The organism is Parafrankia soli, assembly GCF_001854695.1.
In the GTDB taxonomy this organism is placed as follows: Bacteria; Actinomycetota; Actinomycetes; order Frankiales; family Frankiaceae; genus Parafrankia; species Parafrankia soli.
Genome location: NZ_MAXA01000254.1, coordinates 24262 through 37915, shown reverse-complemented (window position 1 = coordinate 37915; position 13654 = coordinate 24262). Strand labels below are relative to the sequence as shown.

Here is a 13654-nt window from a genome sequence, read left to right as displayed (position 1 = left end):
GCGACGCGCTCCGGTAGGCGTCGCGTCGTTCCTGCAACGCGGCGTTGTACAACACCCGATGATCATCAAGCATCGCCGTCAACACGGCGGCCTGCCGCGCCGTCGGGCGGAGCAGGAACCTGAACGCCCGCCTCACCGGGCCCGCTCCACRCGCCACGGCCACTCGTCCYSGGTGTCGACGTACCGGCGGACAGTCTCRGSSGAMACCRCGCCGACGGTGGCRGCGAMGTACGACCGCGACCACATGGCCGGCAACCGGGAACACAGATACCCGAACTCCTCGCGCAGCACCCGGGACGTCAACCCCTTGAGCTGGTTGGCGACAGACGACGGGGAGTGCTTCGGGTGAGCCTTGACGAACAGGTACACATGGTCGGGCATGACCTCCCACGCAACGACCATCCACTCATGCCCGGCGCACTTCCGCCGGACCAGCTCCGCACAGCGGTCACCGACGGGACCAGCGAGCACAGGGCGGCGGAACTTCGGGCACCACACCCTGCGATACCCAAGGTCGTAGACACCACCCGCGCCCACCATCACCCCCCGAACCATGATCCGAACATACCAGCGATGCACACATACGGTTACGGTCCGTGCCCGACTCCCCTGACGTCTGAAGGCACCAGCCCCCTCGGGAAATCTTGACGGAGGGATCGTGGCACCTCTACCGGCCCGGCTCACGCTGGTCCGGGGGGCCGGCCTGGCAGGTCCGGGTGGTGCTGGTCACCGCGGAGCAGGTGGCCGTCGGCTACCGGCTGCCGGTCGTCGAGATCCTGCCGACCGCCCAGGAGGACCGGGTCGTCGGGCACCTGGGCCCGGACGTCCTCGGCGACGACTGGGACCTCGACCGCGCCGTCGCCAACCTGCGCGCCGAGCCGACCCGGGAGATCGGCTCAGCGCTGCTCGACCAACGGCTGCTGGCCGGTCTGGGCAACATCTGGCGGACGGAGGCGTGCTTCCTCGCCGGAGTGAGCCCGTGGACCCCGGCCGGCGAGGTGAACGATCTTGAAGGACTGGTCCGCCGCGCCCAGGCGATGATCAGGGCCGGGGCACGGGGCGGGCACCAGGCGACTACCGGGTCCGCCCGCCCGGGCGAACAGCATTGGGTGTATGGGCGCGCAGGCAGGCCCTGTCGGCGCTGCGGCACGCTCGTCCGCCGTCAGGAGCAGCGGACGGCCACCCAGAGTTCGCCCGGGCGCGGATCGCCGGCACGCGCCGCCGGGCCCCGTGATCAGGGGTCCCACAGCCGTGCCCGGCGTGACCACGACCGGCGCGTGGGCGGCCGGCGTGACGGTGGCCGGCTCGCACGCGACGTCGGCGGGTCCGTCGACATCGAGGTTCAGAACGGTGCGGTTCCGGACGGTGCGGTTCCGGACGGTGCGGTTCCGGACGGTGCGGTCCAGGACGGTCGGGTCACCGCGTGGTGCCCGACCTGCCAGCCCGGCCCCGTCCCGGGGGCCGCGGCCGGCCGGTGGGACGTCGGCCCCCGCCGCCGGGACGTCACACCCGGCTGGCCGCCAGCAGGCGGGCACGACCCCGGGTGAACGCGCCTTCGGCGGCCTTCACGCTGATGGACAGGTCGTCGGCGGCCTGTCGCGTGGTCCGGCCGGCGGCGCGGGCCATCATGATCTGCCGCTCGCGGCCGCGCAGGCGACGGGTCTGGTCGAGCAACCAGAGCGCCTCCGCACGGTCGCAGGTCGAGTCCTCGGGGCCGGGGTCACTGGGCGCCGCGACGCTGCGGGCCATCGCACGGTCCGCGCGCATCCGCGCACGGTGATGATCAACGCACAGCCGGAGCACGGTTGTGGTCAGGAACTGACCGACTCGGTGGCTGTCGAGGTTACGGAACCCCGCCGCGCGCACGAGTGCCTCCTGCGCGCAGTCCTCCGCGTCGGCGGTGCTGGGCAGCCGCCTGCGCGCAATGTGCACCAGTCGTTCGCGGTGCGGCAGGACGAGCGACCACCGGTCACCGCTGAACGGTTGGTCGACGGCAGCGAGAGGTGCCGCCTGAGGTGCCTGCCGGGCCGRCTGCGAGGTCGGGGACTCGTTCTCTTCCCCAATAATTAGCGTCATGGCACTTCCACCTGCCTGGCTGCGTCATRCCATCCGGACGTCCGGGACCGCCGGTCTGGCTATCGCACGGCGGCGATGAAAACGTGGACGACGCTCCCCTCGTCACCCGACGCCACAATCGCCGATCGGACATGTGGGACATTAAGGCAATCGCAGCGTGCGCGCCATAACCCCCGTCACATATTCAAACCCATCTCCCACCCCAAGGTGCTAACCCGGGTGTACACCGGGTCGAATGGGAAGGTAAATCTGCATAGTCACTGTGCACTTAAGCGGATGACCTTTATCTGACCCGGTCGGCGGAAAGTCGCTGCGGGGCAGGCACAACGGCCGGTCGGCACCCGGCCGAATGGCATGCCGACCCCGCCCGGACGTTAACCCGATGTGACACCTAAGAAGATCGTGCCGGTTCAGGTCGGGCGGCCTCGCCCGGTGGTTCCCATCAGTTCGGATAGCCCATCGGCGTAGGCGCGCAGCCGCTCGACGTCCTCGGTGAGCCGGTGCAGCTCGGCCGCGGGCGCCGCGACGGTCCCGACGATCTCGGTCGCGGCGGCCAGCAGGCCGTCCAGCGCGTCGGCGGCGCGGTTCATGCCGTCGAGCAGCTGGGCCGAGGTGGCCAGGATGTTCGCGCGCCGCGCAGGATCCGCCACTGCCCGCGCCGCGGACTCGCAGGCCAGGACCTGCCCGGCACTCACCCGCAGGCCGTCCACCAGCCGAACGGCGCCCGCCACCGCCGTGCGCACCGGGGCCGCGGGCGGGCGGTCCTCCACCGACCGGGCGAGCGCGACGAGCGCGGCCAGCCCCGCCTCCCCCCGGCGCAGCGGACGCGCGGCCGCCGAGCGGCGCAGCGCCACCGCCCCCGGCGCGGGGACGGCCGGCATGGGAAGCGCGTCGTCCCTGTCGCGGAATGCCCGCAGCTCCCGATAGGACAGGCCTGCCCGGACGAGCGCCGCTCCCCCGAAGACGAACCATCCCCATGCGTGGTCGATGAAGGCCGCCGCAGGTGACGCGGCGGCGGCGGCCGTCCAGGCCTGCGTGGAAAAGGTGGCGCGTCGCCGCGCGCGCCGGGTGGCGCGCCCGAAACGGCGCTCCGACCTTTCCAGCGACCGTCGTTCGACGTCAGCCCTGATCCAGTCGGGCAACGCCGGTGTGACCGCCGCGGCGAGTTCCGTGGCGCGGATCCGATAACCCTCGAGCGCGGCCCTGTCGACCGAATCAGCGAAGTGAAAAGAATTTCTTCCTTTACGCTGCCAATGCGACTGGTTCCCGCGCACACTTTGACCGGAATCACCGTTCGTAACCGGAGTCCCGGGAAATACGGATGGTTCCGGGCCGGCCTGCCAGCCCGTCGGCACGGCCGAACCCGGCGGCACACCGCCTGAGGGGTCCACGGCGGTGGGGTCGGCGCCCGCGTCGGTCATCGACAGCCTCCCGCAGTCACCACGGCCCAACGGTCATCATCACCGGCTCAGGCCGGCGGAGCCTCCTGGGTACCGGACGCGGGCGGTGTGCCGCCGCCCTGCGACGGCGCGGAGTCGCCCGCTGCCTTACCCAACGACAGACGCTCGTCGCCGGTGCCACCCGGCACCCGGCCGGCGGAGATGCCCGGTGTGGGCGGCATGGGCGGCATCGCGGGCCGGCCCGTCTGCCCGGGCGCGCCGGCCCCGTGGCCGCCGGCCATGCTTCCCCGCAGCTCGGCGAGGCGCCCGGCGGCCTGCGCGTCCATGGTCGCGCGCCGCACCTCGAGCATCCTGGCCTCCATACCCTGCGAGGCGAGCTCCTGGCGGCCGAGCGCCACGGCGTAGCGCTTCTCGACCTTGTCCCGCACCTCCGCCAGCGTCGGCGTGTCACCGGCCGGGGGCAGCGATGACATCCCCTCCATCGCCTTGCTCATCTGCTCGTGCATGGCGGCGTGCTCGATCTGGGTGAGCAGGCGGGTCCGCTCGGCGAGCTGGCGGTGCATGCGGGCGGTGTTGTCCTCGACCGCCACGCGGGCCTGCGCGGCCGACGCCGCGGCCTGCTCGTGGAGGACCTTCAGATCCTCCAGCGCCGTCTCGGAGGCGATCAGCTTGCTGGCGAACGCCTGCGCGGTCTGCTCGTACTGGACCGCCGTGGCCAGATCGCCCGCGGCGCGGGCATTGTCCGCGAGCATCAGGGCGGAGCGGGCCGACTCGGTGAGGTTGGTGACCTCCTCGACCTGGCGGGCCATCTTCATCTCGATCTCACGCTGGTTCCCCACGACGAGCGCGGCCTGCGAGACGAGCTTCTCGTGCTGTTGGCGTGCCGCCTCGATGGCCTGGTCGATCTGGACCCGCGGATCCGCGCGGTTCTCCAGTTCGATCTCAGCCCGCTTTGACAGGTAGCGGAGGGCCTTGCGGACGACATTCGCCATACCTCGATCGTCCCACGGCGAGACCGATCTGGTGAGCCGCCAACGGCCTCGTTCCGCGCCCGGGCCGTGCCGAGAGCTGTCCGATTCCYGACGCCGCACCCGATTCGCCCCGACTCCAGCCGGATGACCCGATCACCGCCGCCGGAACCACCCGGGACGGCCCGCCGCCCCGGCCCGCGCGGCGGCACACCGAGGCGACAGTCCGGAGCATGGCCGGGCCGGGTCGAGGCGGGCCGGGGTACCTAGACCATCGCTTGGAACATCCAGTGCTGTTCCTCGAGGTCGCGGACCACATCGATGAACAGGTCCTGGGTCACCGGATCCGGCTGGGCGGTGAGGTCCATCCGGGTGCGCATCCTGGTGATCATCCCGGCGAGGACGTCCGTGATCAGCCGGATCGCCTTCTCGTCACCGATGTAGCCGGGCTCGACGCCGTGCAGGTGACTGCTGCGGGCCACGGTGCTGGCCTGGCCGTCGGGGTTCACCCCGATCGCCGCGGCGCGTTCGGCACACATGTCGGTGTAGCGCCGGGCCAGGTCGACCACGGCGTCGAGCTGGCGGTGCACCGTGCGGAAGTTGCGGCCGATCACGTTCCAGTGGAGCTGCTTACCCAACAGCGACAGATCGACCAGGTCGACGACGGCGCCCTGGAGAGCCTCGCCGGTGACCGTGCGCGCCTCGTCTGACAGCGGACTGCGGATGGCGCTCATGATGATCCTCTCTCTGGAGCTCGGGCACGTCCGCGAAAGGCGTGCCCGCAGAGAAGATCCGTACGCCGGTCAGGCTCAGCCCGCGTGGCAGAACCGACCGAACTCAGGCGACCGAACTCAGGCGACCCGGCTCAGGCGGCGCGGTCGACCACCGCCGGGCGGGCCGGCACGACCACGGCGGACGGGCCACCGACCGGTGTCGGCGCGCTCGCTGCCAGCTCGGCGAGCTCCAGGTCGTCACTGACCTCGCGAAGAAGGTCCGCCAGCCGTACTCCCAACGCGTCACAGATGGACGCGAGCAGTTCCGAGCTCGCCTCCTTCTGGCCGCGTTCGACCTCCGAGAGGTAGCCGAGCGACACTCTCGCCGCCGACGACACCTCCCGCAGTGTCCGGTGCTGATCCTGTCGGCGGCGGCGCAACGCCTCGCCGATCACGCGTCGGAGCAGGACCATCGAGCCTCCTCCTTCGTCCACGGGCTGCGTTCACCGTATACCCGCCGGGCGCCCCTCCGGGGCATCGTTGATAGGACTGTAACGCTGTAAGCACCCCCAAACGGGGATCGGCGCCACCACCCGGCCGATCGGTCGCCGTCCGCCCCACCATCGGGCGGCCGGCGGCGGAGGTCAGTGCGCCCGGGCCTGCTCCGGCAGCCTCGAGCCGCTGGCGCCCGGGCGGCCCTCCAGGGCACGGCGCAGCACGTCCAGGGCCTGCACGACGGCGAACTCGCGGACCCGCGGCCGGTCACCGGGCAACCGCAGCGAGCGGGACGTCGAACCGTCCGGACCGGCCAGCCCCACGTGCAGGGTGCCGACCGGCTTGCCCTCCTGCTCCTCCGGGCCGGCGACGCCGGTGGTGGCGAGCCCGTAGGTGGCTCCGAGCAGGTCACGGGCCCCGGCCGCCATCGCCTCGGCCGTCGCGGACGAGACCGCACCCTCGGTCGCGAGGACGTCCCGGTCGACGTTGAGCACGCTCCCCTTCACCTCGGTGGCGTACGAGACGACCCCGCCGCGGAACACGGAGCTGGCGCCGGGGACGTCCGTCAGCCGGCCCGCCAGCAGCCCGCCGGTGAGCGACTCCGCGACGGCGAGCGTCGCTCCCTCGGCCCGCAGCAGCTCCAGTACGACGCCCTCCAGCGACTCGTCGTCCCCGCCGTAGACGCCGGCGCCGAGCGCCGCGCGTGCCGCCTGCTCGACCGGGGCGATCAGCGTCTCCGCGGCTGCCCGGTCGGCGGCCCGGGCGGTGATCCGCACCCGGGTCTGGCCGCCGCTGGCGAGGAACGCGATGCGAGGGTTCCCGATCGGCTCGAGCCGCGCGACCTCGTCCGCGAGCGCCTCGGCGACCATCGACTCCCACATGCCCGCCGTGCGCAGCACCCGGTGCACGACCACCGCGGGCTGACCGGCCCGGCGCAGGATGTCCGGCAGCACGCTGCGGGTGAACATGTCGTGCATCTCGAACGGGACGCCGGGCATGGCGTAGACGACACCGGAGCCGATCTCCATGCGAACGCCGGGCGCGGTGCCCGGTCCGTTGGGCAGGGGCTGCGCGCCGACGGGCAGGTCGGCCTGCCGGAAGTTCATCTCCGGGACCCCACGGCCCCCCGTGCCCGAACGCGATCGCCCCAGCTCCTCGAAGCGGCGGCGCAGGGTGGCCTCCTCGGCCTCGTCCCGGCGCAGGCCCACGCCGGCGGCCAGGGCGATCCCCTCGCGGGTCAGGTCGTCCTGGGTCGGGCCGAGCCCGCCCGTCATGATCACGGCGTCGGCGCGTCCCAGCGCGACACCGATAGCGGTCGCGATGTCCGAGATCAGGTCACCGACCACGGTGGACGTCGCCACCTCGACCCCGACGTCGGCGAGCTGGCGTCCCAGCCAGGCCGCGTTGCCGTTAACGATGTCCCCGTAGAGGAGCTCGTCCCCCACCGCCAGCAGCTCAGCGCGCATCGATCTCTCCTCTTCCGGGTCTTCCGGGCCCGGTCACGGCCCCCTGGTCCTCACCCACAGCCGGCTCGCCCAGGTTTGGCACGTCGGGAGTCGGCACGTCGGGAGCGCCGCCCGGCCGGGACGCCGCGGTGGCCCGGCGGCGCAGCGCCAGCGCCCGGTAGACGTAGTCCGCCCCGGTCACCGCGGCGACGACGACACCGCAGGCGAGGATCACCGCCCGTCCCGTGGCCGCCACGCCCTCCAGCGGCAGGACGTAGAGCCCGAGCGAGATGTTGAGGAGCAGCGTCTTCGCCTTACCACCCCGGCTGGCCGCGATCACCCCGTACCGGATGACCCACAGCCGCAGCAGCGTCACGCCGATCTCGCGGACGGCGACCACGACGGTGACCACCCAGGGCAGTTCACCGAGGATCGACAGCGAGACCAGCGCGGCACCGGTAAGCGCCTTGTCCGCGATGGGATCCACCAGAATCCCGAAGTCGGTGACGAGGCCGCGGCGGCGGGCGATCGAGCCGTCGATCTGGTCGGTGATCGCGGCGACGGCGTAGGCGCCGAACGCCGCGTAGCGCCAGCCGTCGGTGTCCGGGCCGGCGAACAGGAAGGCCACAAAGACCGGCACCAGGGCCAGCCGGATGATCGTCAGGATGTTCGCGATGTTGAGGACCGGCGGCTTCGGCGCCACCAGGTCGCCGGTGCCGGTCACGCCACGCCCGAAGGGTGGCCCACCGCGTCCATCGGGCCGACCCCGTCCGGGATCGGCGGCAGCACGGAACCCGCCCCGGCCGACCCAGCGCTGGCCAGCCCGGCGCCGGCGCGGTCGAGCACGCCGGTGAACTCCGCGATCAGGTCGACGCCCTCGGCCGCCACGACCCGGGCCGCGACGAGGTCCCCGACGGACACGCCGCCCGGTGGCCCGCCCGCGGACAGGCGGACCGTGCAGGAGCCGTCGGCGTCGGCCTGCTGGTGCCCGGCGCAGCCGTACCCGAGACCACCGGCCACCTCCTCGACGAGCACCTCGACGGTCGTGCCGATGCGGCGCTCGGCGCGGCCTGCGGTGAGCTGCTCGACGAGGTCGGTGACCTCGGCCCGCCGGCTCTCGATCTCCTCGGGGTCGACGTGGCCCGCCATCCCGGCGGCCTCCGTCCCCTCTTCGTCGGAGTAGCCGAACACCCCGACGGCGTCGAGGTCGGCGTGCTCGAGAAAATTCACCAGGATGTCGACGTCCTCGTCGGTCTCACCGGGGAAGCCGACGATCACGTTCGAGCGGGCGCCCAGGTCGGGGAGCAGCGCGCGGGCCCGCCGCAGCAGGTCCAGGAAGTCGGTCGAGCCGCCGAACCGGCGCATCCGCCGCAGCACCGCCGGGCTGGCGTGCTGGAACGACAGGTCAAGGTAGGGCGCCAGGCCCGGCGTCGTCAGCAGCACCTCAAGCAGGGACGGCCGCAGCTCGGCCGGCTGGAGATACACGGTGCGGACACGAACAATCCCCGGAACGGCGGCCAGCCGGGGCAGCAGCTTCTCGAGCGCCCGCAGATCGCCGAGATCCTTGCCGTAGGACGTCGAGTTCTCGCTGACCAGGACAAGCTCGCGGGCGCCCTGCCCGGCCAGCCACTCGGCCTCGGCCAGCACCTCCTCCGGCCGGCGGGACACGTGCGAGCCACGGAAGGACGGGATGGCGCAAAAGGCGCAACGGCGGTCGCAACCGCTCGACAGCTTCAGCGGCACGACCGGGCTGGAGGTGAGCCGCCGCCGGCCGGTACCGGCCGCGCCCTCCCCCGCCGGCTCCGCCCGGCCGGCCAGGTCCGCCAGGTCCGCCAGGTCCGTTGCCGGGCGGCTGTTCGCCGCCGGTCGGCCGTCCGGCGACGGAAGGACACGTCCACCACCGGGGAGCTGGATGTGACCGGGGATGTGCGGCGAGTGCGCCGCGCGGGAGGCATCGCCCCGCTCCACCGGAGAGATCGGCAGCAGCGTGCGCCGGTCACGCGGGGTGTGCGAGGCCGGCGCCGAGCCGGCGAGCACCGCGTCGAGGTGCGCCGAGATCCGCGGATATGCGTCGAAGCCGAGGACGGCGTCCGCCTCGGGCAGCGTGTCGGCGAGCTCCCGGCCGTACCGCTCGGCCATGCAGCCCACGGCCACGACCGCGCGCGGCCCGCCCGACGCGGTCGCCTGCCCGGTGGTCGCGCCGCCGCCCGGCCCGTCATCGCCGGACTCACCGTCACCCGGCCCGTTGTCACCCGGCCCGTTGTCACCGGGCCCGCGCAGTGCGTCGGCGGCGAGCAGGGCGTCGATCGAGTCCTTCTTAGCCGCCTCGACGAAACCGCAGGTGTTGACCAGGACGGCGTCCGCGTCGGCGGCGTCGTCGACCAGGTCCCAGCCGTCGGCGGCGAGGCGGGCGGCGAGCTCCTCCGAATCCACCTCGTTACGGGAACACCCGAGCGTGACGAGAGCTACCCGGCGTGCAGGACGAGGAGACACGGACTCAGGCTACCGGGGCGCCCGCGGACAACGCGCCGACGGCCCCGGCCCGGCGTGGCCGACCCGAGCCCCGGGCCAGCCCGCCAAGCCCGACGTCAGCCGGTCGGCGGGGCCGTCATCGCCAGGCCGCCGGCCGCGAGGCCGCCCGTGCCCGGCCCGTCGACCGTGCAGCCGCCGCCGGTCGCGGCGAGCGCCAGCCGGATCGTCACGACCTCGCCCGGCCCGCCGGCCCGGTCCAGGCTCGTGCCGTTGCAGGAGAGGTCGACGGCGCCCGCGTTGCCCATCTTGATCTCCAGGGCGCCCTCGGAGGACACCTCACGGCTGTCGCCCCGCTGCAGGAGCTGCGCGAACAGCACCTTGTCGCTGTCGTCGCGGACCTCCAGCCAGCTCTGCGCGTCGCGGGCCTCCACCCGCACGTTCACCCCGGGGGGCGGCGGGGTGGTGGGCGCCGGGGCCGGGCCGGGGGGTGCCGTGGCGGCCGGGGCGCTCGGCGGCGCGCTCGGCCGGGGCGTGGCCGAGTCGTCCGAGTCGCCCCCGCCCGAGGGCAGCAGCAGCGCGACGAGCGCCAGCGCGCACACCACCACCAGCGAGATGATCATTGCCGGTGCCCAGCGGAAGCCGCCAAGGCCGCGGTTGCGCCCCGCGCCACCGTGCAGCGGGTCGAACTCCGGCGAGGCGACCACGACCGGGGACGGCACGTGCTCGTGCCCGGCGTCGTACACCGCCAGCAGGGGGCCGGGCTCGAGCCCGAGCGTCGTCGCGATGCTGCGCAGGTGCCCGCGCGCGTAGACGGAGCCGCCGCAGCCGGAGAAGTCGTCCTGCTCGATCCGCTCGATCAGCGAGGCGCGGATTCTCGTCCGGTCGCTCACGTCGTCGATCGTCAGGCCCGCGGCCCGGCGCGCCGCCGCGATGACCGAGCCCAGGGATTCCTGAGCCGCCCCACCCGGAGCCGACTTGTCCGGAGGCACCGGTTGCTGGGGCGCCGGGATCTGGACCGCGGGGCCCGGGGCCGCCGGCTTCGCGGTCACCGGTTCGAGAACCTCCGACCCGGGACTCGACGGCGCGGTGCCCGCCGACCCGGGACTCGACGACCCGGGGGTCGCCGGTTCGTCCGCTGACTGCATGAACGAACCTCCGCACCCGTTATGCCACTGGCGCCGCTGGCGTGCGCCAGCCGATATTACGGTCGCCGGCCGACCTCCGACAGCTGGCAACGGACCTATCCTGACTTTCTTATCCGCTGCGGAGTGTCGTGAGAAGTCCTTCCAGCTCGTCGGGCATCACGAGTACGTCGCGGGCCTTGGAGCCCTCGCTGGGCCCGACTATCCCGCGGCTTTCCATCAGGTCCATCAGGCGGCCGGCCTTCGCGAACCCGACCCGCAACTTGCGCTGCAGCATGGACGTCGACCCGAACTGGGTGCTCACCACCAGCTCGACGGCCTGGAGGAACAGCGCCATGTCGTCGCCGATCTCCTCGTCGATGTCCTTGCGCGCCTCGCCGCCGCCCTCGAAGACGTCAACCACGAAGGTGGGCTGCGCCTGCTCCTTGGTGTGGTCGACAATCGCGGAGATCTCGTCCTCGGAGACGAACGCGCCCTGGATGCGGGCCGGCTTGCTCGCCCCCATCGGCAGGAACAGCGCGTCCCCGAGGCCGACGAGCTTCTCGGCGCCGGCCTGGTCCAGGATCGTCCGGCTGTCGGCCAGCGACGCCGTGGCGAAGGCCAGCCGGGACGGCACGTTCGCCTTGATCAGACCGGTGACGACGTCCACGGAGGGCCGCTGTGTCGCCAGCACCAGGTGGATCCCCACCGCCCGGGCCATGGCCGTGATCCGGCAGATCGCGTCCTCGACGTCGCGCGGGGCCACCATCATGAGGTCCGCCAGCTCGTCGACGATGGCAAGAATGTACGGATACGGGGYGTAGACCCGTTCCGAACCGGGCGGCGCGACGATCTCGCCCGCCCGCACCTTCCGGTTGAAGTCGTCGACATGGCGAACACCGCAGGCCGCGAGGTCCTCGTAGCGGTTCTCCATCTCCTTCACCACCCACTGCAGCGCGTCCGCCGCCTTCTTGGGATTGGTGATGATCGGCGTGATGAGATGGGGAATGCCCTGGTAGCTCGTCAGCTCGACCCGTTTCGGGTCGACGAGGACCATCCGGACCTGGTCCGGGGTGGCACGGGCCAGCACGCTGGTGATGAGCGTGTTGATGCAGGTCGACTTACCCGCCCCAGTGGCGCCCGCGATGAGGATGTGCGGCATCTTCGCCAGGTTCGCCAGGACGTAGCCRCCCTCGATGTCCTTGCCGAGGGCCACGACCAGCGGGTGCGGGTTCCCGGTCGCCTCACCGCTGCGCAGGACGTCGCCCAGGGACACCAGCTCGCGGTCGGTGTTCGGGATCTCGATGCCCACCGCGCTCTTGMCCGGGATCGGGCTGATGATCCGCACGTCGGGGCTCTTGACCGCGTAGGCGATGTTCTTCCCGAGCTGGGTGATGCGCTCGACCTTCACCGCCGAGCCCAGCTCCACCTCGTACCGGGTCACCGTCGGGCCACGGGTGAACCCGGTGACCTTGGCATCCACCTTGAACTGCGTGAAGACGTCCGTCAGGGAGGCGATGACACCGTCGGTGGCCGCCGAGCGCACCTTCGGCGGGGTGCCGGAGCGCAGCAGCGTCGGCGACGGCAGCCGGTAGGCACCGTCCGTCGGCGGGACGAGGTACTCGATGTCATCCGGGCCGGGCGGCTGGGCCGGGGACGGGACGGACCCCGCGGCCGCGTCGCCCGCGGCGGCGCCCGCCCGGCCACGCGCCCGCCGCGAACCGGCGCCCGCGCCGCCCGCGCCGACGACCGGGGCGACGCCGTCTGCCTCCTCCTCGCCATCGGTCAGCCCGGCGACGTCGGCGAACAGATCCGAGGGATCCATGGCCTCGGCGTCCGGCACCGCGGCCCGGCGGGACCGGCCCGGCCGGGAACGCCCGGCGCCGGCCGGCTCGTCCTGCGCGCCTGCCGGACCGGCGCCCGCCAACTCGGCGTCGAGGTCGAAGACGCCCTCGGCGGACCGGGAGCGTCCGGCGCGACCGCGTCCGCGCCGGCCCCGCGGCGGCGCCTCGTCCTCGAGCAGCTCGTCGATGACACCGTTGGCGGCATCACCGTCGGCGTCGAGATCGTCGTACTCGTCGTCAAACTCGTCGTAGGAATCACCGGGCGCCCGGATCGGGACGGTGAGCCGGTCGGCGAGCTCACGCAGCTTCTCCGGCACCTGGCGGACCGGCGTCGCCGTCACCACCAGCAGCCCGAAGAAGGCGATGAGCAGCAGCAGCGGGACGGCCACGTAGGGGGTCACGGCGCTGGCCAGCGGCGCGCTCCCGAGCAGCCCGAGCATGCCGCCGCCGTCGCGCAGCCTGCCTGTGCCGTCGGCGAAGTCCGGCAGGCCACGGCCGATGTGCAGCACGCCGAGGATCCCGACGGCGACCGCGGCCCAGCCGATCACGACCCGGCCACGGCTGTCCGGATCGGACGGCGAGCGCACCAGCCGCCAGGAGGCACCAAGGCAGAACAGCGGGACCGCCAGCGCGCCGACGCCGACGAACAGTTCCACCCCTGCGGCGACGAAGGCGCCGATCGGGCCCCCGGCCCCGCCCCACAACGCGGCACCGAGCAGGATCGCGGCGCCGAACGCCGCCAGGCCGAGCCCGTCCCGCCGGTGCCCGGAGTCGATGCGCAGATCCCGCGTCCCGCGGCCGAAACGGCGCAGCAGACCACCGAGCATGCCGGCGGCGGCCATCCAGCCGTGGTAGACAGCTTTGATCACCGCCTGGGCGATCAGCAGCTGGACGGGCGCCCGCGGCGCGGTCGTCCGCCGGCGGGTGCTCGCCCCACGGGCGGCACCGCCTCGGGTGGGCGACCCGGCGCGGCCCTTGGCCGGAGCCCGGCCGGTACCGCCGGAGCCGCCCGAGCCGCCGGATCGCGCCGTGGCCGTCCGCGGCTTGGGTTGCGCCTGCGTGCGCGCGTTGGACGTGCGTGTGGCCACGCGGAGAAGGTACCCGGGAAGTGACGCGAGTC

At 73.0% G+C, this 13654-nt stretch carries 13 protein-coding genes; 1 reads left to right on the top strand and 12 read right to left on the bottom strand.

Features of this window, described 5'->3' with window-relative positions:
• A partial coding sequence (locus BBK14_RS41485) for a helix-turn-helix domain-containing protein (RefSeq protein WP_157904359.1) occupies positions 1–136 on the bottom strand: 136 nt, incomplete at its 3' end.
• Positions 133–555, bottom strand: a complete 423-nt coding sequence (gene tnpA, locus BBK14_RS29110) for an IS200/IS605 family transposase (RefSeq protein WP_071066398.1) — start codon at positions 553–555, stop codon at positions 133–135. The genes BBK14_RS41485 and tnpA, both read right to left, overlap by 4 nt.
• Before the next feature lie 89 nt (positions 556–644).
• Here tnpA and BBK14_RS29105 point away from each other — a divergent pair, with 89 nt between their 5' ends.
• Positions 645–1547, top strand: coding sequence for an Fpg/Nei family DNA glycosylase (locus BBK14_RS29105; RefSeq protein WP_241831930.1), 903 nt, complete (start codon positions 645–647; stop codon positions 1545–1547).
• Here BBK14_RS29105 and BBK14_RS29100 read toward each other — a convergent pair.
• From BBK14_RS29100 to BBK14_RS29055, 10 genes are all read right to left on the bottom strand, one after another.
• A complete protein-coding gene (locus BBK14_RS29100; protein WP_071066394.1) occupies positions 1504–2076 on the bottom strand; it encodes an RNA polymerase sigma factor in 573 nt (190 codons plus the stop codon). The two genes, BBK14_RS29105 and BBK14_RS29100, sit on opposite strands and share 44 nt — an antisense overlap.
• A gap of 410 nt (positions 2077–2486) precedes the next feature.
• Entirely contained in the window at positions 2487–3218 is a 732-nt protein-coding gene (gene pspM / locus BBK14_RS29095) for a phage shock envelope stress response protein PspM (RefSeq protein ID WP_071066393.1), read from the bottom strand.
• 326 nt (positions 3219–3544) lie between these two features.
• Positions 3545–4468, bottom strand: a complete 924-nt coding sequence (locus BBK14_RS29090; protein ID WP_071066392.1) for a PspA/IM30 family protein — start codon at positions 4466–4468, stop codon at positions 3545–3547.
• 242 nt (positions 4469–4710) lie between these two features.
• A complete protein-coding gene (locus tag BBK14_RS29085; protein WP_020458838.1) occupies positions 4711–5178 on the bottom strand; it encodes a Dps family protein in 468 nt (155 codons plus the stop codon).
• Between the two features lie 131 nt (positions 5179–5309).
• Positions 5310–5630 (bottom strand): helix-turn-helix domain-containing protein, encoded by a 321-nt coding sequence (locus BBK14_RS29080; protein WP_018504616.1) that lies wholly within the window; start codon positions 5628–5630, stop codon positions 5310–5312.
• Between the two features lie 171 nt (positions 5631–5801).
• Positions 5802–7118, bottom strand: coding sequence for a competence/damage-inducible protein A (locus tag BBK14_RS29075; RefSeq protein WP_071066391.1), 1317 nt, complete (start codon positions 7116–7118; stop codon positions 5802–5804).
• Positions 7108–7821 (bottom strand): CDP-alcohol phosphatidyltransferase family protein, encoded by a 714-nt coding sequence (locus BBK14_RS29070; protein WP_071066390.1) that lies wholly within the window; start codon positions 7819–7821, stop codon positions 7108–7110. The genes BBK14_RS29075 and BBK14_RS29070 overlap by 11 nt, the downstream gene beginning before the upstream one ends.
• Positions 7818–9590, bottom strand: coding sequence for a MiaB/RimO family radical SAM methylthiotransferase (locus tag BBK14_RS29065; protein ID WP_083391325.1), 1773 nt, complete (start codon positions 9588–9590; stop codon positions 7818–7820). The genes BBK14_RS29070 and BBK14_RS29065 overlap by 4 nt, the downstream gene beginning before the upstream one ends.
• Before the next feature lie 95 nt (positions 9591–9685).
• On the bottom strand, positions 9686–10714 hold the full coding sequence (locus tag BBK14_RS29060) for a helix-turn-helix domain-containing protein (protein ID WP_071066388.1): 1029 nt from the start codon (positions 10712–10714) through the stop codon (positions 9686–9688).
• Between the two features lie 109 nt (positions 10715–10823).
• The gene (locus BBK14_RS29055; protein WP_071066387.1) at positions 10824–13622 is read right to left on the bottom strand and encodes an FtsK/SpoIIIE family DNA translocase; all 2799 of its coding nucleotides are present in this window, start codon (positions 13620–13622) and stop codon (positions 10824–10826) included.
• Positions 13623–13654 lie beyond the last annotated feature (32 nt).